The sequence below is a fragment of the Vibrio sp. J502 genome (assembly GCF_025397955.1).
GTDB classification, from domain to species: domain Bacteria; phylum Pseudomonadota; class Gammaproteobacteria; order Enterobacterales; family Vibrionaceae; genus Vibrio; species Vibrio anguillarum.
Genome location: NZ_CP104554.1, coordinates 2,077,660 through 2,101,003, shown reverse-complemented (window position 1 = coordinate 2,101,003; position 23,344 = coordinate 2,077,660). Strand labels below are relative to the sequence as shown.

General features: G+C 44.6%; 14 protein-coding genes, 2 tRNA genes, 3 rRNA genes and 1 other annotated feature. Of the genes, 11 read left to right on the top strand and 8 right to left on the bottom strand.

What is annotated here, in order from left to right; genetic code table 11:
- Nucleotides 1–11: 11 nt before the first annotated feature.
- On the top strand, nucleotides 12–1,139 hold the full coding sequence (tyrA, locus tag N5E84_RS09695) for a bifunctional chorismate mutase/prephenate dehydrogenase (RefSeq protein ID WP_017043283.1): 1,128 nt from the start codon (nucleotides 12–14) through the stop codon (nucleotides 1,137–1,139).
- Between the two features lie 45 nt (nucleotides 1,140–1,184).
- On the opposite strand, the gene N5E84_RS09690 is transcribed toward tyrA, so the two are convergent.
- A complete protein-coding gene (locus N5E84_RS09690) occupies nucleotides 1,185–1,562 on the bottom strand; it encodes a PilZ domain-containing protein (protein ID WP_019282726.1) in 378 nt (125 codons plus the stop codon).
- 190 nt (nucleotides 1,563–1,752) lie between these two features.
- Nucleotides 1,753–3,420: an energy-dependent translational throttle protein EttA gene (gene ettA / locus N5E84_RS09685; protein WP_010319161.1), complete on the bottom strand. Its 1,668-nt coding sequence runs from the start codon at nucleotides 3,418–3,420 to the stop codon at nucleotides 1,753–1,755.
- Nucleotides 3,421–3,679: 259 nt separating this feature from the next.
- On the opposite strand from ettA, the gene N5E84_RS09680 reads away from it, so the two are divergent.
- Together N5E84_RS09680 and trpR are read left to right on the top strand one after the other, a co-directional pair.
- Nucleotides 3,680–5,629, top strand: coding sequence for a transglycosylase SLT domain-containing protein (locus N5E84_RS09680; RefSeq protein ID WP_043004629.1), 1,950 nt, complete (start codon nucleotides 3,680–3,682; stop codon nucleotides 5,627–5,629).
- Between the two features lie 58 nt (nucleotides 5,630–5,687).
- Nucleotides 5,688–5,987 (top strand): trp operon repressor, encoded by a 300-nt coding sequence (trpR, locus tag N5E84_RS09675; protein ID WP_013857539.1) that lies wholly within the window; start codon nucleotides 5,688–5,690, stop codon nucleotides 5,985–5,987.
- A 24-nt stretch (nucleotides 5,988–6,011) separates the two neighbouring features.
- Here trpR and yjjX read toward each other — a convergent pair whose 3' ends face one another.
- From yjjX to bamD, 6 genes are all read right to left on the bottom strand, one after another.
- Nucleotides 6,012–6,539: an inosine/xanthosine triphosphatase gene (yjjX, locus tag N5E84_RS09670; RefSeq protein ID WP_019282724.1), complete on the bottom strand. Its 528-nt coding sequence runs from the start codon at nucleotides 6,537–6,539 to the stop codon at nucleotides 6,012–6,014.
- Nucleotides 6,511–8,862 (bottom strand): putative bifunctional diguanylate cyclase/phosphodiesterase, encoded by a 2,352-nt coding sequence (locus N5E84_RS09665; protein ID WP_019282723.1) that lies wholly within the window; start codon nucleotides 8,860–8,862, stop codon nucleotides 6,511–6,513. The genes yjjX and N5E84_RS09665 overlap by 29 nt, the downstream gene beginning before the upstream one ends.
- Nucleotides 8,846–9,892, bottom strand: a complete 1,047-nt coding sequence (locus tag N5E84_RS09660; protein ID WP_019282722.1) for a spermidine/putrescine ABC transporter substrate-binding protein — start codon at nucleotides 9,890–9,892, stop codon at nucleotides 8,846–8,848. The genes N5E84_RS09665 and N5E84_RS09660 overlap by 17 nt, the downstream gene beginning before the upstream one ends.
- A gap of 215 nt (nucleotides 9,893–10,107) precedes the next feature.
- Complete coding sequence (pheA, locus tag N5E84_RS09655) at nucleotides 10,108–11,286, bottom strand: prephenate dehydratase (protein ID WP_026028348.1); 1,179 nt, start codon at nucleotides 11,284–11,286, stop codon at nucleotides 10,108–10,110.
- Nucleotides 11,287–11,298: 12 nt separating this feature from the next.
- Nucleotides 11,299–11,418 (bottom strand) — a sequence feature (Phe leader region).
- Nucleotides 11,419–11,526: 108 nt separating this feature from the next.
- Nucleotides 11,527–11,853, bottom strand: coding sequence for a ribosome hibernation-promoting factor, HPF/YfiA family (gene hpf / locus N5E84_RS09650; protein ID WP_029388327.1), 327 nt, complete (start codon nucleotides 11,851–11,853; stop codon nucleotides 11,527–11,529).
- Nucleotides 11,854–12,314: 461 nt separating this feature from the next.
- A complete protein-coding gene (gene bamD, locus N5E84_RS09645; protein WP_013857531.1) occupies nucleotides 12,315–13,040 on the bottom strand; it encodes an outer membrane protein assembly factor BamD in 726 nt (241 codons plus the stop codon).
- A gap of 155 nt (nucleotides 13,041–13,195) precedes the next feature.
- On the opposite strand from bamD, the gene rluD reads away from it, so the two are divergent.
- The 8 genes from rluD (at nucleotide 13,196) to N5E84_RS09605 (ending at nucleotide 23,284) form a co-directional block, all read left to right on the top strand.
- Nucleotides 13,196–14,170 carry a 23S rRNA pseudouridine(1911/1915/1917) synthase RluD gene (gene rluD, locus N5E84_RS09640; RefSeq protein WP_013857530.1) on the top strand — a complete coding sequence of 325 codons (975 nt, stop codon included), beginning with the start codon at nucleotides 13,196–13,198 and terminating at the stop codon, nucleotides 14,168–14,170.
- On the top strand, nucleotides 14,170–14,895 hold the full coding sequence (gene pgeF / locus N5E84_RS09635; RefSeq protein ID WP_029388326.1) for a peptidoglycan editing factor PgeF: 726 nt from the start codon (nucleotides 14,170–14,172) through the stop codon (nucleotides 14,893–14,895). Before rluD ends, pgeF begins: the two co-directional genes overlap by 1 nt.
- Nucleotides 14,896–15,002: 107 nt before the next feature.
- Complete coding sequence (clpB, locus tag N5E84_RS09630; protein ID WP_026027339.1) at nucleotides 15,003–17,579, top strand: ATP-dependent chaperone ClpB; 2,577 nt, start codon at nucleotides 15,003–15,005, stop codon at nucleotides 17,577–17,579.
- Between the two features lie 522 nt (nucleotides 17,580–18,101).
- Nucleotides 18,102–19,646 (top strand): 16S ribosomal RNA (locus N5E84_RS09625).
- Nucleotides 19,647–19,710: 64 nt separating this feature from the next.
- Nucleotides 19,711–19,786: transfer RNA gene (locus N5E84_RS09620), tRNA-Ala, on the top strand.
- 298 nt (nucleotides 19,787–20,084) lie between these two features.
- Nucleotides 20,085–22,975 (top strand): 23S ribosomal RNA (locus tag N5E84_RS09615).
- A gap of 87 nt (nucleotides 22,976–23,062) precedes the next feature.
- Nucleotides 23,063–23,178 (top strand): 5S ribosomal RNA (rrf, locus tag N5E84_RS09610).
- The 16S, 23S and 5S rRNA genes sit together here with 2 tRNA genes alongside, the layout of an rRNA operon.
- 29 nt (nucleotides 23,179–23,207) lie before the next feature.
- Nucleotides 23,208–23,284: transfer RNA gene (locus N5E84_RS09605), tRNA-Asp, on the top strand.
- Nucleotides 23,285–23,344 lie beyond the last annotated feature (60 nt).

Below are 23,344 nucleotides of genomic sequence, written 5' to 3'. Positions count from 1 at the left end.
AGGGAAGTGCCATGGCTGTTGAACTTAACGAATTACGTGATCAAATTGATGCTGTCGATAAACAAATGGTCGAGCTGCTTGCACGCCGATTAGCTTTGGTTGAAAAGGTGGGGGAAGTCAAGAGCCGACATGGTCTACCGATTTATGCTCCTGATCGAGAAGCGGCAATGCTGGCTTCTCGCCGCGCTGAAGCGGAAAGAAAAGGCGTCCCGCCACAACTGATTGAAGATATTTTGCGCCGTACTATGCGTGAATCTTATGCCAGTGAAAAGGATTCTGGCTTTAAGTGCTTAAACCCAGAGCTGCGCTCTGTGGTGATTATTGGCGGTCATGGTCAACTTGGTGGCTTATTTGGCCGTATGTTCAAACTGTCGGGCTATCAGGTGAAAGTATTAGGCAGTAAAGATTGGCATCAAGCCGATGAGATACTGCATGATGCAGGTTTGGTTGTGGTGACGGTTCCTATCCACTTAACCGTCGGTGTGATTGAAAAACTTGCTCATTTGCCTGCCGATTGTATTTTGTGCGACCTCACATCGATTAAGTCTAAGCCTCTACAGGCGATGCTTAAAACACACTCTGGCCCAGTGGTTGGATTACACCCAATGTTTGGCCCCGATGTCCCTAGTATGGCCAAGCAAGTGATCGTCTATTGCGATGGGCGAGGAGAAGAGAGTTATCAGTGGTTGCTAAAACAGTTTTCGATATGGGGAGCGAGTTTGTGCCAGATTGATGCCGCAGAACACGATCACGGCATGACCTTGATCCAAGCACTGCGTCACTTCACTTCATTTGTATACGGTTTACATCTTTCTAAAGAAAATCCGAATATCCAAAAATTACTGCAGCTGAGTTCACCGATTTATCGTTTAGAACTGGCGATGGTTGGACGGCTTTTTGGTCAAGACCCTCACTTGTATGGCGATATCATTTTCTCATCGGAAGAGAACGTTGAGATGATAAAACGTTTTCATGCTTGTTTTGGTGAGGCGTTAACCTTACTTGACGGGCGTGAGAAGCAAGCTTTTGTGGAAAACTTTAGCAAAGTGAGTGATTGGTTTGGCAGTTATTCACAACAATTTATGCTTGAAAGTCAAAACTTGTTAAAACAAGCGAACGATGCCATTCATCGTGTTTAAGGCTGTCTGAACGGCGAGTGCGGTTGTTGTGAATACGGCCGCCGCTCATTCTTCCGGTTCATCCCCTAAATCAGACAAGTATTCCAGCTCGCGATGGAGCAAACTTTCATCACCCATGTTCAATTCAACTAAACGTTTCAAATGGCCAATACTTTCAATATCAATGTGATTGATGCTGACACGAATAATGTTGTTTTGAATGTGGATCAACTTGGCGACTAGATTAATAGTGACATCGCTGTCTGGTAGTGTGAAATGGACTTGTGCCATTTCATTGAGCACTAATTTGTCCGCGTCAGGGCATGAGAGCAATAACCCATGCAGCGACAAATCTTGAATCGTTGTGGTGACGGTATGTTGACCTTGCAATAAGGTGGCAGGCATCTGATAGATGATGCGTGAAAAGCGACGTCTTTCAATCATGGTACTCTCTCTTGTTGAGCGTTGACCTGTGCCAGCTTCGGCTCTGTATCGATCATTGAAAAATTATACCCATTAAGTTTAGACCTAATTGAAGGCAGTGTCGCGAATCCTGCATCTTGTTGTGTGATGGGTGATGTACAAGTAACAAAAAGGCCGCAATAGATTGCGGCCAGAGACTTCAAATACAGAGTTATTTGGTCATACGCTTGTATTTAATGCGGTGTGGTTCTGCCGCTTGAGCGCCCAACGTCTGTTTTAACCACTCAGTGTATTCGCTGTAGTTGCCTTCATAGAATTTCACTTCACCTTCATCACGGTAGTCCAGAATGTGGGTCGCGATACGGTCTAAGAACCAGCGGTCGTGCGAGATAACCATGGCGCAACCAGGGAACTCCAGCAGCGCCTCTTCCAATGCGCGTAGCGTTTCAACATCCAGATCGTTGGTTGGTTCGTCGAGTAATAGGACGTTGCCGCCAGCTTTAAGCAATTTGGCTAAGTGAACACGGTTGCGCTCACCGCCCGATAGCTGACCGAGCACTTTTTGTTGATCGACGCCTTTGAAGTTAAAGCGGGAGCAGTAAGCACGCGCAGGAATTTCAAAATTGTTGATCTTGATAATATCCGCGCCTTCAGAGATCTCTTGGAAGACGGTATTTTTATCGTTCATGCTATCACGGAACTGATCAACCGAGGCCAATTTCACGGTTGCACCCAATTCAATTTCACCAGAATCTGGTTGTTCTACGCCACTTAGCATTTTAAACAGCGTTGATTTACCCGCACCGTTAGCACCGATGATGCCGACAATCGCTCCTTTTGGCATGCTAAATGATAAATTATCAATCAGTACACGATCACCAAACGATTTGGTTAAGTTGCGAACTTCCAATACTTTGTCGCCTAAACGTTCGCCCGGCGGGATGAAGAGTTCGTTGGTTTCATTACGTTTTTGATGTTCAGTATTATTAAGTTCTTCAAAGCGTGCCATACGTGCCTTGGATTTTGCTTGGCGGCCTTTCGGGTTTTTACGAACCCATTCCAGCTCTTTTTCAATCGTTTTTTGGCGAGCACTCTCTTGAGATGATTCTTGCTTTAAGCGTTCATCTTTCTGTTCGAGCCACGAGGTGTAGTTACCTTGCCAAGGAATGCCTTCACCGCGGTCAAGTTCTAAAATCCAACCAGCAGCATTATCAAGGAAGTAACGGTCGTGGGTGATGGCGACGACTGTGCCTGAATAGTCGACAAGGAAGTGCTCTAGCCAAGCAACAGATTCCGCGTCTAAGTGGTTGGTTGGTTCGTCAAGCAGCAGCATATCTGGCTTTTCAAGTAGCAAACGGCAGATCGCCACACGGCGGCGCTCACCACCAGACAAAACGGCGATTTTAGCATCCCATTCTGGTAGACGAAGTGCATTGGCCGCACGTTCTAAAGCGTTCTCTAAATTATGGCCATCTTTGGCTTGAATCAGAGCCTCGAGCTCACCTTGCTCTTTGGCTAACGCATCAAAATCGGCGTCGGGTTCTGCATATGCCGCATAAACAGCATCGAGGCGAGTTAGTGCGCCAGCCACATCAGAAACGGCCTCTTCCACCACTTCACGCACGGTTTTTGATTCATCCAGTACTGGTTCTTGAGGCAAGTAGCCGACTTTCAATCCTGCTTGCGGGCGTGCTTCCCCATCAATATCAGTATCGATGCCAGCCATGATACGTAACAGGGTGGATTTACCTGAACCATTGAGACCTAAAACACCGATTTTAGCTCCAGGGAAAAAGCTCAGAGAGATGTCTTTGAGAATTTGACGCTTAGGCGGGACAATTTTACTCACCCGCGACATGGTATATACGTATTCAGCCATTGCCGATTGTTCCTAATCTTAGTAACAGAAGAAAGTGGTCATTTTATACCAAAGCGATCGCATTTGTTACTAGGTACCTAATTTTTAGAGCTTAGATGGTGTTTTTCATCGATAAAAAAGTAACGAAACATTAAGTTACTAAGTTCATATGTCGCACTTTTATGAATTTAATATTATTTACATCTATGGCCTTTACTTTTTTATCTAGAATCAGCGTAATGAAACGGAAATTCCCTTGCTTTGGATAGGACGAGAGCACATGGCGCTCATGCATTTTATAAGACCGCAGCGATTGTTATCATCAATATTAGCGTTGAGCTCCTTGGTGTGCGGCACCGCGTTTTCAGGCGCAATAGAGGATTTGGATAGTCAACGAGAGCTGTACGATCAAGCTCAGAGGTGGCTTGATGAAGATAAAGTTGATGAAGCTAAAAAAATTAGAAATAAGATCAAAAACTATCCATTGACGCCTTATCTGGATTATCGATCTCTGCTGGTCGATATTGGTAATAAACCGCCATTAGCGGTTCAGGTTTTTATCGATACACATCAAGATTTCCCGTTTTCAAACCGCATTCGAGCACCGTATTTAGATGCGTTGGCGGCGAAAGGAAAATGGGCCACCTTGCTTGATTTTCAAAAAGCGGAGCCGAATGATGAGCCTTATCGCTGTCATTACTACAATGCGTATTACCAAACAGGCCAGCGAGATATTGCGTTCAAAGGCGCACAAAAACTATGGCTCAGTGGCAGTAGCATTTCTGACGCTTGTGATCCACTCTTCACCGCATGGAGTGAGCAAGGCGGGTTAACCGATGACTGGTTGCTTAAACGAATGTTATTGGCGTTTGATGGGCGTAATTTAACGCTAATGAAATACTTACAGAAAAAATTAGTTAAGCCAAAATCACAGGCGACAGCGCAAGCGATGATCGATCTCTACCGCTCGCCAGAAAATGTGCTGACTTTTGCTAAACAATACACCGATGGCACTTTTAATCAGCAGTCGATTCAATTTGCGTTAGAAAAGCTAGCACGCCAAGATGCAAAGCTTGCGCAAAGTGTGTACCAAACTCTTCTCGATCAGAAAATACTGGCGGATGCTTATCAGCGTCCTATTGCAGAATATATAGCCAGAATATTGCTCGATACCGAGGAGCAAGCACTCGCAAACTGGCGAGATAGTGTGATAGCGCAAAGCTCAAACAGTCTTTTGCTCGAGCAGAGGATCCGCAAGGCACTGACCGTTGGTCGTTGGGATGAAGTTAAATTCTGGACAGAGCAGCTCCCCGCTGATGAAAAAGCCAGCTTACGTTGGCAATATTGGCTTGGGCGCGCTGATATTGCGTTGGGTGATGAAGCCAAAGGATTACAACGTTTAAATGCGATGATTGGGCAACGTAATTTCTACAGTGTCGCGGCCGCTAATATGGTGAAACAGTCAGTAAATTATCCCAGTACATCGATTAAGCTTAATCCTAATTTATTGACGCCGTATAAAAAAGCCTTAGTACGGATCCAAGAGCTGATTGAACGAGATAAAATCGCTGCTGCAAAAAGTGAATGGAAATGGTTACTCGATCGTGCAGATACAAAAGAAAAAGAGATGCTAGCGGCCTACGCCGACTCCCAACGTTGGCATAGTTTAACTGTGACAGCCTCTATTTCGGCGCGGATGTGGGACAACATGCAATTGCGTTTTCCATTAGCCCATCAATGGTGGTTTAACTTCTATGGCCAAAAACACGACATTGACCCAATTATGCTGATGTCACTTGCTCGTCAAGAAAGTGGAATGGATGTTGAGGCTCAATCGCCCGTTGGCGCTCGCGGTATCATGCAGATTATGCCGAGCACGGCTAAGTATACGGCTAAAAAATATCAGCTGACCTATAACGATGAGCAAGAGTTATATGAGGTGGGCAAAAATATCGAAATAGGCAGCCATTACTTAAATGGATTATTAGAGCAATACAGCGACAATCGAATTTTTGCATTTGCTGCCTATAACGCTGGGCCAAATCGCGTCAATCAATGGCGAGAGAAAACACAAGGCAAGTTAGATGCTTACGCTTTTATTGAAGCGATTCCTTTTCGAGAAACCCGCGGGTATGTGCAAAATATTTTGATGTTTGAGACTTACTATCGAGATTTGATGGGGATTGAAGGTGAATTTCTCAACCAAGATGAGCTCAATACAAAATATTAATTCCAATACGAAGTGAAAGTTCTACAATAGTGGAACGTATCACTTAACGAGTACATTCATGCCACACCAACCTGAGTACACTGATTGGCAGCAGCTAATGGAATTGGTTAAATCAGCCACAGAGCAAGAGCAGCACGCAATGCTACTCACCATGATGATGACCCCAGATGAGCGAGATGCGCTCGTGGCGCGTGCGAACATCTTATGTGAGCTACTTAAAGGGGAGTTATCACAGCGGCAGATTAGCCAATTGCTCGGAGTGGGAATTGCGACCATTACGCGTGGCTCAAATGAGCTCAAAAGTAAATCAGAACAAGAAAAGTCGCAATTAGCCGCTCTGCTACTCAAGGTGTCTTAGTGACCCCTTGAGTTCGCTAACTTTTTATAAATTAGCAGGGAAATGCTCTGTGTTGATAAAAGGGATTAACGCGAGGATCAATGCTTGATGATAGACCGAGCTGCGAGTGAGCTGGTTATGAGTGAGTAGGCTGATCGCACCGCCTTTCTGTTTGATATTTTCGCAGTCAAACAGTTTATCCATCACATCACCTAGCTCATTTTCGTGACTTAATAGCTCTAATACTTGAGGTGGTAGCATTAAGCTGGCTGAACGCGATTCTCCTCGATGAGTGGCGGATTCAATCACCATCCACGCAAAAGTCACTGTATTCTCAATGCCCGCTTCTAACCCGACGTAATAATCTGCCGTGGGAGCTTGCTCTTTCGCATTTCGTACTCGGTTAAGTGCGCCTTGATGGGTTTCTTCATCTGTCATCGGTTGATCCGCGACACCACTGGGCACACTCACCCCTTTAAATGAGAAAGTGTCCTGTGGAAAGGTACTTTCAAATGCACTTTTGACTGCATTGATTTTGGCCGGGTTAAGAGAGGCAATGATCACATTTTTCATAAACAGCGTTTAACTCTTTTTGTTGTTGATACCATGAAACCAACGCATTTAATGGCATTGGTTTGGCAAAATAATAGCCTTGCATGAAATCACATTGGTAATCAGCAAGCCAACTATGCATTTCTTTACTTTCAATCCCTTCAGCTGTGACTTGCATTGATTGAGAGTGGCAAAGTTCGATCAAAGGCTTAATGATCTTGTGATTGTCAGTGGTGATGAGTGTATCTAAAAAAAGCCGATCGAACTTAATTTTTTGTACTGGATATTGCACCAATTGAGTAATGGAGGTGTAACCAGAACCGAAATCATCAATCGCCAATCCGTAGCCTAAATGCGATAGTTCGTGAAGCAGTGGAAAACCTTTTGAATTGGCAGAAAAAGTTTCTGTAATTTCAAAATCAATCAAATGGGGAGGAACTGCATTCTCCTGCGCATGTTTATGAATGTAATGAGCTAACTGTAAAGAGTTTAATTCTGCTGATGAAAGGTTAATTGATAACTGAACAGGGTGTTCAAACATCGCTTGCAGTGCATGGAACTCCTCGAAAGCTGAACGGACGACCCAGCGATCAATGTTGCCAAATAACCCGGTTTGTTCGGCTATCGGAATAAATTCTTTTGGTGAAATCGTACCGAGCAGGTTGGATTCCCAACGAAGTAAAACTTCAAATCCTGAGACTGTATTGCCAGCACGATTTAAATAAGGTTGGTAGACCAAGCTAAATTCCTGATCAAAATCACCTCGGCGTAATGCTTGCTCAATATTGGCTCTTCGCAGAACACCCTTATTAAGCTCTGGCGAGTAGTAAGCTATTTGGTTCTTCCCAGCATTTTTTGCTTGATACATGGCCGTATCAGCATTAGATAATAATTTTTCTAAGGTATAGCCATCGGTTGGGTAGGTGGCTATGCCGATACTTGCTGTGATTGGGAAGTTCCCGAGTGGTGAATTGTGCTGATTTTGTAGTGGAGCCAGTAACTGGCTTGCAAATTCGCTTGCGGCTTGTTTAAACGTACTAGGGGCAGAGATAAAAATTGAGAACTCATCCCCAGAGAGTCGAGCAGCTAAACTTTTAACTTGATACTTTTCAAAGGAAAAGTTGCGCAATGAGCCGATATGTTGTGCAAAATTGACTAACAATACATCACCAATCTGATGTCCATATTTATCATTGACGTATTTGAAATTATCTAAATCAATATACAAAACCCAGATGTTATCTGTGTGTCTTGCTTTTGCTAGCACTCTTTCTACCGATTGTTGAAAGTGGTGGCGATTGGCAAGTTTTGTTAAGTGGTCGTACTCGGCAAGTGCTTTTGTTTTCTTATATGTGGTATCAAGTTCCTGATACATATCGTAAAAACGAGAGGATAGCCGGCCAATTTCATCGTTACTCTTGAGAGTTTCGATATTGTCACGCTGCTTATTCTCTACTTCTTTCAATTGTTGATCTAATTGGGATATGGGCTTGATTACATGCCGGTATAATAAATACAAAAGCAGCAACACAGTCACTAGAGTCGATATTCCAAACGACAACGCTAACCGTTTTTTAATGGCATAAAGTTTGTCGTTAATTAGATACTGTGCAGGATCAAGCGTGGCATAAAGATCTGATTTTAATTCAACAGTTTGCGTTAATCCTACCTTTTTAATATCCGCTGCGTCAGTGAAAAAAATGGTACTTCGGTTATCAAATTCTATTTTCTTCATCAGTCGATTAAAGGGTTCTAGTACGACGAAAACAACAACAAAGAAAATTTTATCGCGGTTATAGCTAAGCGGTGTCGTAAGTGTTTGAGTATCTAAAACATCATACCGAACTAGAATACCTTCACCGCTGGAATTTGTCGTATAGTCAACATAAGAGGTTTTCTGTGTGCTATCGAAAGTGTCTTGTATGTGGTTGAGAATTTTTGTATCGATTTTAGCGAAGGGGTCACCACTATTTTCGGCATAATAAAGAACATTTTTGCTGCCATCCAAAATCGATAACGCAATAAAATTATTCTCTTGTGATTGGAGAATCTCCAATGTTTGCTGAAAGTTATCAACCAGTTCTAACTCTCGATAAGGGTTGCGCTCATGTGCAACGTAGTGACGAATGATATCGCTTTTCGTTAGGGTGTAAGCGTAGCTATTCACCAGGTATTGGGTCTGACGAAAGTGACCCGCGAGTTTTTCCATACTCAGTTGAAGATAGCTTTCTTCTCTTTTCAGCAAAGCATCTTTCTGATTGGAGTAGATAATGTAACTAGATGCCACTGCACTGAGAAGAATAACCGGTGTTATCAGCAACAGAATTCTATTGTTGAGCTTCATGTTGTTCCAAAATACTGTTAATGATTTTTGCTCTCAAACTAATATCGGCAGGGAGCAATTCGCTATCAATAATGCCTTGTTCTAACAAAGCTGGGTTTGGAAATAATGATGCATCATTTCGGTAACTATCTGGCATTAAATTTAGGGCACTTAAGTTTGGTGTCGCAGCTTTAATATCTTTTGCATTTATTGCGGCAACTTCTGGGCTCAATAAGTGGTTTATAAACTCTTTTGCATGCTCTTTATTTTTTGAATTGCTGTTGATGGCTAAACAATCCACCCAAATATAGGGTCGGCCTTGCGGGGTGACAAAATCCCAATCATTGCTGCCAAAATACTTATTCAATGAAAATTGGTCACCGCTGTATGCGAGTGCCATATCTAAGCCATCACTGTCAGGATGGCTTCGGACGTAACTCAATATATATTCATAGGTTAAGATGTTGTGATTCACGGATAGCATCTTTTGATAAGCCTGTTTCAGTGCATTATCGTTATTTGTAATTGGCGATTGTTGTTGGGCATACAATGCTGGCAGCAGGGTTTCAACTGTATCGTGAAGCATCCCCACATGGCCTTGGAGTGCTGGTGGCATGTCGATGAGATCAGCCCAGTTTTTGGGTTTGGCTGGAAATTTACTTTTTTTGTAGACAATGCCTACGGTTCCCCAAAAGTAGGGAACGGCGTGGCTACCGCATGCTTGATTCCATTTCGTATCATTATGCTTTCTATTGGGCAGAGCACTCAGGTCTTCAAAGGTGTTGAGCCGAGAGTAGATAAGAGCTGATACGTTATCTAACACTACAATATCAAAAGGCAGCTGGACACTTTTGACCACCAATAGACTGCGTTCATCGTCATTATCAAAATGATATAGATTAATATCGATGCCGCTACTTTGCCGCCATTGATCAACGATTTGCGGTGATATAGTGTCTTCCCACAAATAAATATTGAGCTCTGAGCTTCGAATGTGCGCTGAAATGCCTGGCAGAAATAGCATTAAAGCCAAAGGATGGATTTTCATCATGATATAAGTAGATGAACCTTATTTATTGGAAAAGGGCATCGTTCACAATGAAAGTGTCAAAGATATCTTATGACGTGCGGAATATATTCCGTGAATTCAAAGTAGGCTGACAGCCCAAAACATAGTAATTAATTATGTGTGAAATGATTGGGCATTATATGAACTATGTTGATGTCTGTCAGCTGACTTCTGTCAAATATTTGACTTAAATGTGATTATTGAAGTTTTACTTGGGTCGGTTTAACATTTTCGCTTGGGTAGCAACCTAATACTTTTAAATGCTTAGTGATTTTTGTTAGCTCATTCAATGCTTGCTGCATTTCAATGGAATCAAGATGTGATTCAAGATCAACATAGAACATTTCTTCCCAAGGATTACCCATAATAGGTCTCGATTCCAATTTGGTCATATTGATGCCGTAGCGTTGCAGCACTAACAAGCTTTCAACAAGTGAACCAGCTTGTTGTGATGTCGACATGATTAATGTCGTCTTCGCTGGAATTTGAGTAGAGACTTCTACGGGTTTTCGCGCAACAACAATAAAGCGAGTCTGGTTTTCTGTTTGATTGGCGATATTAGATTTGATCGATTGTAAGCCGTACAGTTTACCGCTGGAGGCATTGCCAATTGCGGCAACATCGTTGCGATTAAGCTGCTGTACTTTTTGCATCGCATCAGCGGTGCTCGCACAGGTTTCAAGTGTAACGCCTTTTAGGCGGCTTAAAAATTCGCTGCACTGCTGGTGGGGCTGCGGGTGTGAATAAAGAATTTTGAGCTCTTCCAAACGTAATTCAGAGGTGGCGACCAAGCAGTGCTCAATCGGTAAAGTGAGCTCACCGACAATGTACAAGGTAGTATGTTGTAGCAAATCATACACCTCGTTAATTGAACCTGAACTGGTATTTTCAATCGGCAATACCCCATAGTCAGCATGACCTGATTCAACTGTTTTAGTGACTTCTTTAAACTGATCGCAATTGAGTTCGATCAACTCTGTATTTTTACGACTGAAGTACTCACGGGTTGCAAGATGGGAGTAAGAACCTTTAGCACCTAAAAAAGCAACCCTTGCCAGCGGTTTACGGCTTAGTTGCGGATTGGCTAGATTCTGCAAGTATGCTTGCTGTAGCAAGACGGAGTCTTCAATGATGGTATGAAATAGTTTAGTAATGTACTGAGCATCTAAATTGTATTTTTCTTTACCAGTATTAATCAATTTGACTAAAAGTTGCTGTTCACGTATTGCATCTCTCACTGGTTTTGCGGTTTCCACTTTGCTTTTAGCGACTTCAATGCTGAACTTTCGACGTTCTGCCAGTAGGTTTAGCAGTTGATCATCAAGCTCGTTCAGTCGCAAGCGGATCTCTTCAAGTGAATAGTGCTTTTCAGTCATAAAAATGTCCTTGTAAAAAAGCCTCCCAGTGGGAGGCTTCCTGTTCGTTTTTGACTTATCTTCTGTCAACGACCATGCCTCCAAGGTTATTGGAGAAAAAAGAAGTCAAAAAAGAACAGTGAGGTTAAGTGCATAAGAAGGTGATTTCTCTTTGAATGTAAAGACACAATAAGCAAGCAACCGTAGAGCGTCAAGCAAAAAAATAGCGCTTGAAAGCGCTATTTTTCATCATATTAAATTTTATTCAACTTCTTCTTCTACTTCCGGTTTGTCGGTACGACGAGCTTCCGGTTTATGGCGCAGTTTGTTGAGTTGGCGTTCTAATTTTTGTTCTACCTCATTGATAGCTGCGTAAAGATCTTCGTGGGTTGCAGAAGCGACTAATTGTCCTTTGGGTACCGTGATAATAGCTTCGAATCTTTTTTGTTTATTGGGCTCTTCACTAAAGTTAGCTTGGCATCCTATGATATCCACTTGCCATTTTTCTAGTTTTTTAAATTTGCTCTCAATGTGAGTGCGGATTGCAGAGGTGATGTCGATATTTTTACCAGTGATAGTTACTTTCATAGATGTTTTCCTCTGTTGCATCCCTCATGGGTTAACTTCAGATTACTGATTTAACACTAAAGTAATGTGATATAGATCACTTTATTGAATGTGATTTCAAAGGGCGAGTTTAAACGTGATCTCACGCAAAGAGTGCTGACAAAGAGTAAAGAAAAAGCTTGTGATTCCTATCAATCTGGATAGATTGGTTAAAAGATCAAGCTAAGAATTTCCCATTTTTAGGGTGTTTTTGCGGCCTAAGAAAGAGCGCTGCTCATTTCTTATTCAAGTGTTTTTTGTGATTTTTATTCTAACGATGTTTTGAACACCTCCCTTTTTATTTCAGTTTTCCCTGCACCACTCCACTCATTTTCCAGCCGTCTGCCGTCTTTTGCTGGCGTGTTATTATTCCCATCGACTCCAAATAAAAAAACCACTCAAAGCGTGAGTGGTTTTCATGGCGTACCTAAGCTTATTGCAAACTATTGTGGATTGAGTGCAATTAACTTTTGAGTTCTGGCAATGGCATCGTTCAGTTTGAGCTGTTTATACGCTTCCAACTGAATGTGTAATGATTTGCGAGCCGCTTCAGTGTCTGGATACGTTTTTTGTAGCTCCTGAGCACGGTTGATAGCCGCAATCCAAGATTCACGGCGTAAGTAAAAATCAGCTGTGGCAAGGTCATATTCAGCCAGTCTATTTTTTAACGCGAATAAGCGTTTATGAGCATCTTCTGCATAAGGGCTTGTTGGGTAGCGTTGCAGCAGTTTCTTAAAATCAGCAAACGCAGCTTTTACCGGTTCTGGATCACGATCTGCGCGATCGACATTAAATAGGTCATGCATGAAGTTGCGATCTTGCGCCATATGCGTCAAACCACGCATGTAGAGTACCCAATCCATTTTTTCATGGGTTGGATTCAAACGGGTAAAGCGTTCAATGGTCGCTAAACCTAACGCAAGATCATCGTTTTTGTAGTAAGCGTAAATAAGGTCAAGTTGAACTTGTTCTGAATACGCGCCGAAGGGATAACGTGAATCTAACGCCTCAAGTTTTTGAATGGCCGTTAACCAGTTACCACTTTGCAGTGAGGTTTGTGCTTCTGAGTATAATTCAGAAGGCGGCACATCAGGGACAATCTCTTCGCTGCTTGAACAGCCAAATAACAGTGATAATGCGAGTAAGCCTGATAAAGTGTGGTGTTTCATGACAGGAGTCGTTTCCTTGAATTAATGCTTCTTAATTGAGTGCGTAATCGCTTTACAAATCGTTTCGTTACTTTCTTAGCAGTAACAGATACAATGACGCCATATTTTATCCATACTAGACGCTATTAGTCTCACGGTTTTTAAAAAAGTTCGATATGGCTCAGCAGATTGAATTAACAAATACAGTAAAAGATAGCCAGTTAGGTCAACGTTTAGACCAAGCTGTCGCTGAATTATTCGCAGATTTCTCTCGTTCACGTCTAAAAGAGTGGCTTTTAGAAGGCAAAGTTCAGGTCAATGGTGAGGTGATCACTAAACCAAGAACGAAAGTCATGGGGGGAGAAATCATTACGGTCCAAGCCGAGCTTGAAGATGAAGAGCGTTGGGAAGCGCAAGATATACCTTTAAATATCGTGTATGAAGATGACGATATTATGGTCATCAACAAACCACGAGATTTTGTCGTTCATCCAGGCGCGGGTACTCCAGATGGCACAGTGTTAAATGCACTGTTGTTCCACTATCCAGCTATTGCAGAAGTACCTCGTGCGGGGATTGTGCATCGTTTGGATAAAGATACGACTGGTCTAATGGTGGTCGCTAAAACGGTTCCTGCACAAACACACTTAGTTCGAGCGTTGCAAAAGCGTAAGATTACGCGTGAATATGAAGCGATTGTGATCGGTACTATGACTGCTGGTGGGATGATCGATAAGCCGATTGGCCGCCACTCAACAAAACGTACATTGATGGCGGTAAGCCCGATGGGTAAACCAGCGGTAACTCACTATCGTGTGGCCGAGCATTTCCGTGAACATACTCGGCTTCGGTTGCGTTTAGAAACGGGCCGTACTCACCAAATTCGTGTGCATATGTCATATTTACAGCATCCTTTGCTTGGGGATACCGCCTATGGTGGCCGCGCTAGGATTCCGAAAGGGGCAACGCAAGAGCTGACCGATATGATCCGTGGTTTTGATCGTCAGGCTTTGCATGCCGTTATGCTTCGACTTGAGCATCCTGTGACTGGTGAAATGCTAGAATTTCATGCGCCAGTACCTGACGATATGATCATTATGGCGGAAGCTTTACGCGTAGATACTAAGTTGAATAAAAAAGACGAGTTCTAATGCAGAAGATCATCCCTAACTGGAATGCACCTAAACATGTAAAAGCTTTCTCCTCGACTAGAGTCGGTGGCTTTTCGTTAGCTCCTTATCAAGGGCTGAATTTAGGCATGCATGTTGGAGATGATCCTTTATCCGTTGAAAAAAATCGCCAATGGCTAACGCAGCAAGCGGCGATGCCCTCTGAACCTATTTGGCTTGAACAAACGCATTCAACACAAGTGCTAGAGGTTACTCAACCTACTCAGCAGATTCTGAGTGCCGATGGTGTTTTTACCCATCAGCATAATGTGGTTTGTTCTGTAATGACCGCTGATTGCTTACCTGTTCTACTCACTAATCACCAAGGCAGCGAAGTGGCTGCAGTTCATGCTGGTTGGCGCGGTTTAGCTAATGGGATACTCGAAAATACGCTCGCCAAATTTTCTAGTGATATCCTTGCTTGGCTCGGTCCTGCTATCGGTCCTACGGCATTTGAAGTCGGTGATGATGTATACCATGCCTTTGTTGATCAAAATACCAAAGCAAAGGTCGCATTTTCTCTTCAAGAGAATGGAAAATGGCTAGCAAATATTGCACAGTTAGCCACGTTAAGGTTGCATCAATGCGGTGTTTCAGAAATATCAGATAGCGGCCTTTGTACCTTCCATAATTCTCATCAGTTTTATTCCTATCGACGCGACGGAATCACAGGTCGCCAAGCTTCATTTATTTGGATCGAAGAGTAACTTACGCAAGATCAATCTTCCTTAACTTGCTCCTTGAAAAAGCACTAGTGCGTAGCCATCTTTAGCTACGTAAGATTAGTTTCTCAATTAAGGTGAGGAAAGTTGGTATGCGTCTTGATCGATTTACAAGCAAATTTCAAATTGCCATTTCTGATGCTCAATCATTGGCATTAGGCCGTGATCATCAATATATCGAGCCTGTTCATTTGATGGTGGCATTGCTCGATCAAAATGGCAGTCCAATTCGTCCACTTCTTACTATGTTAAGTGTGGACGTTATGCAATTGAGATCGAAGCTCAGTGAGATATTAGACCGTTTGCCAAAAGTTAGCGGTATCGGTGGTGATGTTCAGCTTTCTAGCGCCATGGGTACTATGTTCAATTTGTGCGATAAACTCGCGCAAAAACGGCAAGATTCCTACATTTCTTCGGAAGTATTTTTGCTAGCCGCACTAGAAGATAAGGGCGCGCTTGGTCAATTACTCAAAGAAATAGGGCTTACCGAGAAAAAAGTTTCTGAAGCAATAGAAAAAGTGCGTGGAGGTCAGAAAGTGAATGATCCAAATGCAGAAGAGCTAAGACAAGCGCTTGAGAAATTCACAATAGATCTAACTGAACGAGCGGAACAAGGCAAACTTGATCCTGTCATCGGGCGTGATGATGAAATTCGTCGCACCATTCAAGTATTGCAACGCCGGACCAAAAACAACCCCGTGATTATTGGTGAGCCCGGTGTAGGTAAAACGGCGATTGTGGAAGGGTTAGCGCAGCGCATTATTAATAATGAAGTACCAGAAGGTCTACGTGGTCGTCGAGTATTGTCATTAGACATGGGGTCTTTGGTCGCAGGGGCTAAGTATCGTGGTGAATTTGAAGAACGCTTAAAATCGGTGCTTAACGAGCTAGCGAAAGAAGAGGGTAATGTCATCCTCTTTATTGATGAGTTGCACACTATGGTCGGTGCAGGTCGAGGCGAAGGCGCAATGGATGCGGGGAATATGCTTAAGCCCGCTCTGGCTCGAGGAGATCTACACTGCGTCGGTGCGACCACTTTAGACGAGTATCGTCAATATATAGAGAAAGATCCGGCACTTGAGCGACGTTTCCAAAAGGTACTGGTTGATGAACCTAGCGTAGAAGACACAGTAGCTATTTTGCGTGGTTTGAAAGAGCGTTATGAGCTCCATCACCATGTGGAGATCACTGATCCCGCTATTGTTGCTGCTGCGAGCTTATCGCACCGTTATATTTCTGATCGCCAGTTGCCCGATAAAGCGATTGACTTGATCGATGAAGCCGCTTCAAGTATTCGAATGCAAATAGATTCAAAGCCAGAATCTTTAGATAAGCTTGAGCGCAAAATTATTCAGCTGAAAATTGAGCAACAAGCGCTAACGAATGAACACGATGAAGCGAGTGAAAAACGCTTACAGGTGTTAAACGAAGAATTAAAAGTGAAAGAGCGTGAGTTTGCCGAGCTGGAAGAAGTTTGGAATGCGGAAAAAGCAGCTCTTTCGGGTACTCAGCATATTAAGTCCGAATTAGAGCAAGCGCGTATGGATATGGATTTCGCACGTAGAGCTGGTGACTTGAACCGCATGTCAGAACTTCAATATGGCCGAATTCCTGAACTTGAAAAGCAGCTCGACCTTGCAACTCAAGCTGAAATGCAAGAGATGACTTTACTGCGCAACAAAGTAACTGATGTAGAAATTGCGGAAGTGCTTTCAAAGCAAACTGGTATTCCAGTTTCTAAAATGCTGGAAGCTGAGAAAGAAAAACTGCTGCAAATGGAGGATGCGCTGCATCAACGAGTTATCGGACAAGTTGAAGCCGTCGAAGTGGTATCAAATGCGATTCGCCGTAGCCGAGCTGGGTTATCTGATCCAAATAGACCGATTGGTTCCTTCTTATTCTTAGGGCCAACTGGTGTGGGTAAAACTGAATTGTGTAAAACACTCGCAAACTTTATGTTTGATAGTGAAGATGCCATGGTGCGAATCGACATGTCTGAGTTTATGGAAAAACACTCAGTAGCGCGATTAGTCGGCGCGCCTCCAGGTTATGTGGGCTACGAAGAGGGTGGCTACTTGACCGAGGCTATTCGTCGTAAACCGTACTCGGTTATCTTGTTGGATGAAGTTGAGAAAGCACACCCTGATGTCTTTAATATCCTACTACAGGTATTAGATGATGGGCGCTTAACTGATGGACAAGGACGCACAGTTGATTTTCGTAATACAGTGGTAATTATGACCTCAAACTTAGGGTCTTCGCAAATTCAAGAAAAATTCGCAAGCTTGGATTATGAAGGCATTAAAAAAGAGGTAATGGAGATTGTAGGTAAACATTTTAGACCAGAGTTCTTAAACCGAGTGGATGAAAGTGTAGTATTCCATCCGTTGGCGCAAGAACAAATTAAATCGATCGCTTCTATTCAATTAGCCCGTCTTGGTAAACGAATGGAAGAGAAAGGTTATCAGCTTGAGGTATCTGAAAAAGCGTTAGAGCTGATTTCTCAAGTTGGGTTTGATCCTGTTTACGGAGCAAGACCATTGAAACGCGCTATTCAACAAAGCGTTGAAAATCCATTAGCGAAAGAAATCTTGGCAGGAAGAATCCTACCGGATAAAAAAGTTAAGCTAGTTGTTAGCAATGACCAAATTATTGCTCATCAAGACTAAACATTTACATTCAAAAGGGCCAGAAATGGCCCTTTTTGTTTGAAAATCACTCTCATTGGTTCTTTTGTGAGCTGTCAGTTCGTTTTTATGAGAAAGTTTCATTTTAAGACTTGTGTCCTTCTCTAAACTACCTATAATGCGCCTCGTTGTCAGGGCAGTGCTAGTTACTTCTGCTGATAATAGATGAACACTTGTTTAAAAGAAATAATCGATAAAGTGTTTGACACTTAAGGTTATATCGCTAGAATGTTCGTCCGCTTTGAATGCTTTTAGATAAGCATCCAAGCAAGCTCTTTAACAATATAAACCTATCAATCTGTGTGGGCACTCGTTGATGATAATCAAAAAAGATTTATCAATGAACTGAGTGACCAATCAGAATCAAGTTTACTTGATTTTGGCACAGTCAATTCATTGTTGTTCTGTTGGAACAACAATAGCTTTAAAATTACGTTTTACTTTCGAGTAAGAGCAGTTTTGAAGTCAGTATTCATTGAGCCGGTCTTAGGACCAACAAAACTTTAATTGAAGAGTTTGATCATGGCTCAGATTGAACGCTGGCGGCAGGCCTAACACATGCAAGTAGAGCGGCAGCACAGAGGAACTTGTTCCTTAGGTGGCGAGCGGCGGACGGGTGAGTAATGCCTAGGAAATTGCCCTGATGTGGGGGATAACCATTGGAAACGATGGCTAATACCGCATGATGCCTACGGGCCAAAGAGGGGGACCTTCGGGCCTCTCGCGTCAGGATATGCCTAGGTGGGATTAGCTAGTTGGTGAGGTAATGGCTCACCAAGGCGACGATCCCTAGCTGGTCTGAGAGGATGATCAGCCACACTGGAACTGAGACACGGTCCAGACTCCTACGGGAGGCAGCAGTGGGGAATATTGCACAATGGGCGCAAGCCTGATGCAGCCATGCCGCGTGTATGAAGAAGGCCTTCGGGTTGTAAAGTACTTTCAGTCGTGAGGAAGGTGGTGTTGTTAATAGCAGCATCATTTGACGTTAGCGACAGAAGAAGCACCGGCTAACTCCGTGCCAGCAGCCGCGGTAATACGGAGGGTGCGAGCGTTAATCGGAATTACTGGGCGTAAAGCGCATGCAGGTGGTGGATTAAGTCAGATGTGAAAGCCCGGGGCTCAACCTCGGAACCGCATTTGAAACTGGTTCACTAGAGTACTGTAGAGGGGGGTAGAATTTCAGGTGTAGCGGTGAAATGCGTAGAGATCTGAAGGAATACCGGTGGCGAAGGCGGCCCCCTGGACAGATACTGACACTCAGATGCGAAAGCGTGGGGAGCAAACAGGATTAGATACCCTGGTAGTCCACGCCGTAAACGATGTCTACTTGGAGGTTGTGGCCTTGAGCCGTGGCTTTCGGAGCTAACGCGTTAAGTAGACCGCCTGGGGAGTACGGTCGCAAGATTAAAACTCAAATGAATTGACGGGGGCCCGCACAAGCGGTGGAGCATGTGGTTTAATTCGATGCAACGCGAAGAACCTTACCTACTCTTGACATCTACAGGATCCTGCGGAGACGCGGGAGTGCCTTCGGGAACTGTAAGACAGGTGCTGCATGGCTGTCGTCAGCTCGTGTTGTGAAATGTTGGGTTAAGTCCCGCAACGAGCGCAACCCTTATCCTTGTTTGCCAGCGAGTAATGTCGGGAACTCCAGGGAGACTGCCGGTGATAAACCGGAGGAAGGTGGGGACGACGTCAAGTCATCATGGCCCTTACGAGTAGGGCTACACACGTGCTACAATGGCGCATACAGAGGGCAGCAAGCTAGCGATAGTGAGCGAATCCCAAAAAGTGCGTCGTAGTCCGGATTGGAGTCTGCAACTCGACTCCATGAAGTCGGAATCGCTAGTAATCGTAGATCAGAATGCTACGGTGAATACGTTCCCGGGCCTTGTACACACCGCCCGTCACACCATGGGAGTGGGCTGCAAAAGAAGTGGGTAGTTTAACCTTTCGGGGAGGACGCTCACCACTTTGTGGTTCATGACTGGGGTGAAGTCGTAACAAGGTAGCGCTAGGGGAACCTGGCGCTGGATCACCTCCTTATACGATGATTACACCGATGAGTGTCCACACAGATTGATGGTTTATACAGTTTAAGAGAGATTAAGGGGCTATAGCTCAGCTGGGAGAGCGCTTGCATGGCATGCAAGAGGTCTGCGGTTCGATCCCGCATAGCTCCACCATCTTTAAGCGCACTAGTAATAGTGTTTTTAAAAATGGTTTTCATTAGAAAATCGTGCTCTTTAACAATTTGGAAAGCTGACTGATAACAACGAACGTGTTTGTTGTTATCAAATAAAAGTTCTCAACATCAATGCGTTTAACGTATTGATACCAAACACATTCAAGTGTTCTTGGGAAAGCTTACTTCGGTAAGTTTTCAAAATTGAGTCCGGCAAAATCAAACGTCTCTCGCTCATTCAAATAATGAGAGACAACCTTGGTGACTTGTCTACAACACGAAACTTCTTCGGGTTGTATGGTTAAGTGACTAAGCGTACACGGTGGATGCCTTGGCAGTCAGAGGCGATGAAGGACGTAGTAACTTGCGATAAGCGTAGATTAGGCAGTAACAGCCACTTGAGTCTACGATTTCCGAATGGGGAAACCCACGTGCATAAGCACGTATCCTTACCTGAATACATAGGGTAAGGAGGCAAACCGGGGGAACTGAAACATCTAAGTACCCCGAGGAGAAGAAATCAACAGAGATTCCGAAAGTAGCGGCGAGCGAAATTGGACTAGCCCTTAAGCTTTTAATGATGCAGGTGAAGCCTCTGGAAAGTGGCGCAATAAAGGGTGATAGCCCCGTAACTGTTCCATCATTATAAGTGAAATCGAGTAAGGCGGGACACGTGTTATCCTGTCTGAACATGGGGGGACCATCCTCCAAGGCTAAATACTACTGACTGACCGATAGTGAACCAGTACCGTGAGGGAAAGGCGAAAAGAACCCCTGTGAGGGGAGTGAAATAGAACCTGAAACCGTGTACGTACAAGCAGTAGGAGCACCTTCGTGGTGTGACTGCGTACCTTTTGTATAATGGGTCAGCGACTTATATTCAGTGGCAAGGTTAACCGAATAGGGGAGCCGTAGGGAAACCGAGTCTTAACTGGGCGCTTCAGTCTCTGGATATAGACCCGAAACCGGGTGATCTAGCCATGGGCAGGTTGAAGGTTGAGTAACATCAACTGGAGGACCGAACCGACTAATGTTGAAAAATTAGCGGATGACTTGTGGCTAGGGGTGAAAGGCCAATCAAACTCGGAGATAGCTGGTTCTCCCCGAAAGCTATTTAGGTAGCGCCTCGGACGAATACTACTGGGGGTAGAGCACTGTTAAGGCTAGGGGGTCATCCCGACTTACCAACCCTTTGCAAACTCCGAATACCAGTAAGTACTATCCGGGAGACACACGGCGGGTGCTAACGTCCGTCGTGGAGAGGGAAACAACCCAGACCGCCAGCTAAGGTCCCAAATTACTACTAAGTGGGAAACGATGTGGGAAGGCTCAGACAGCCAGGATGTTGGCTTAGAAGCAGCCATCATTTAAAGAAAGCGTAATAGCTCACTGGTCGAGTCGGCCTGCGCGGAAGATGTAACGGGGCTAAGTAGTAAACCGAAGCTGCGGCAATACAGTTTACTGTATTGGGTAGGGGAGCGTTCTGTAAGCCGTTGAAGGTGTGTTGTAAAGCATGCTGGAGGTATCAGAAGTGCGAATGCTGACATGAGTAACGATAAGGGGGGTGAAAAACCTCCCCGCCGGAAGACCAAGGGTTCCTGTCCAACGTTAATCGGGGCAGGGTAAGTCGACCCCTAAGGCGAGGCTGAAAAGCGTAGTCGATGGGAAACGGGTTAATATTCCCGTACTGCTTATAATTGCGATGGGGGGACGGAGAAGGCTAGGTGGGCCAGGCGACGGTTGTCCTGGTTCAAGTGCGTAGGCTAAGAGACTAGGTAAATCCGGTTTCTTGTTAGGCTGAGACACGACGTCGAGCTGCTACGGCAGTGAAGTCATTGATGCCCTGCTTCCAGGAAAAGCCTCTAAGCTTCAGATTATAAGCAATCGTACCCCAAACCGACACAGGTGGTCGGGTAGAGAATACCAAGGCGCTTGAGAGAACTCGGGTGAAGGAACTAGGCAAAATGGTACCGTAACTTCGGGAGAAGGTACGCTCTTATTGGTGAAGTCCCTCGCGGATGGAGCTGACGAGAGTCGCAGATACCAGGTGGCTGCAACTGTTTATTAAAAACACAGCACTGTGCAAAATCGCAAGATGACGTATACGGTGTGACGCCTGCCCGGTGCCGGAAGGTTAATTGATGGGGTTAGACTTAGGTCGAAGCTCTTGATCGAAGCCCCGGTAAACGGCGGCCGTAACTATAACGGTCCTAAGGTAGCGAAATTCCTTGTCGGGTAAGTTCCGACCTGCACGAATGGCGTAATGATGGCCACGCTGTCTCCACCCGAGACTCAGTGAAATTGAAATCGCTGTGAAGATGCAGTGTACCCGCGGCTAGACGGAAAGACCCCGTGAACCTTTACTACAGCTTGGCACTGAACATTGAACCTACATGTGTAGGATAGGTGGGAGACTTAGAAGCGCAGTCGCTAGATTGCGTGGAGTCGACCTTGAAATACCACCCTTGTCGTTTTGATGTTCTAACGTAGGCCCCTCATCGGGGTTGCGGACAGTGCCTGGTGGGTAGTTTGACTGGGGCGGTCTCCTCCCAAAGAGTAACGGAGGAGCACGAAGGTGGGCTAATCACGGTTGGACATCGTGAGGTTAGTGCAATGGCATAAGCCCGCTTAACTGCGAGAATGACGGTTCGAGCAGGTACGAAAGTAGGTCATAGTGATCCGGTGGTTCTGAATGGAAGGGCCATCGCTCAACGGATAAAAGGTACTCCGGGGATAACAGGCTGATACCGCCCAAGAGTTCATATCGACGGCGGTGTTTGGCACCTCGATGTCGGCTCATCACATCCTGGGGCTGAAGTCGGTCCCAAGGGTATGGCTGTTCGCCATTTAAAGTGGTACGCGAGCTGGGTTTAGAACGTCGTGAGACAGTTCGGTCCCTATCTGCCGTGGGCGTTGGAAGATTGAAGGGGGCTGCTCCTAGTACGAGAGGACCGGAGTGGACGAACCGCTGGTGTTCGGGTTGTCATGCCAATGGCATTGCCCGGTAGCTAAGTTCGGAATTGATAAGCGCTGAAAGCATCTAAGCGCGAAGCGAGCCCTGAGATGAGTCTTCCCTGGCACTTTAAGTGTCCTAAAGGGTTGTTCGAGACTAGAACGTTGATAGGTTGGGTGTGTAAGCGCTGCGAGGCGTTGAGCTAACCAATACTAATTGCCCGTGAGGCTTAACCATACAACACCGAAGGGGTTTTGTGGGCTCAATGGAAGAACATTGAATGTGTGAATGAGAACGAAACAGCTTTCCGAATTAAGAAATTTGCTTGGCGACCATAGCGTTGTGGACCCACCTGATTCCATGCCGAACTCAGAAGTGAAACACAACAGCGCCGATGGTAGTGTGGGGTCTCCCCATGTGAGAGTAGGACATCGCCAGGCTTTGAATATTGTCTAACCAGACACGCTGCGGAGCGGTAGTTCAGTTGGTTAGAATACCGGCCTGTCACGCCGGGGGTCGCGGGTTCGAGTCCCGTCCGCTCCGCCACTTATTAAGAGCCTCAGCAGTTATGTTGAGGTTTTCTTCAATGAGAAGCATAAATTATTT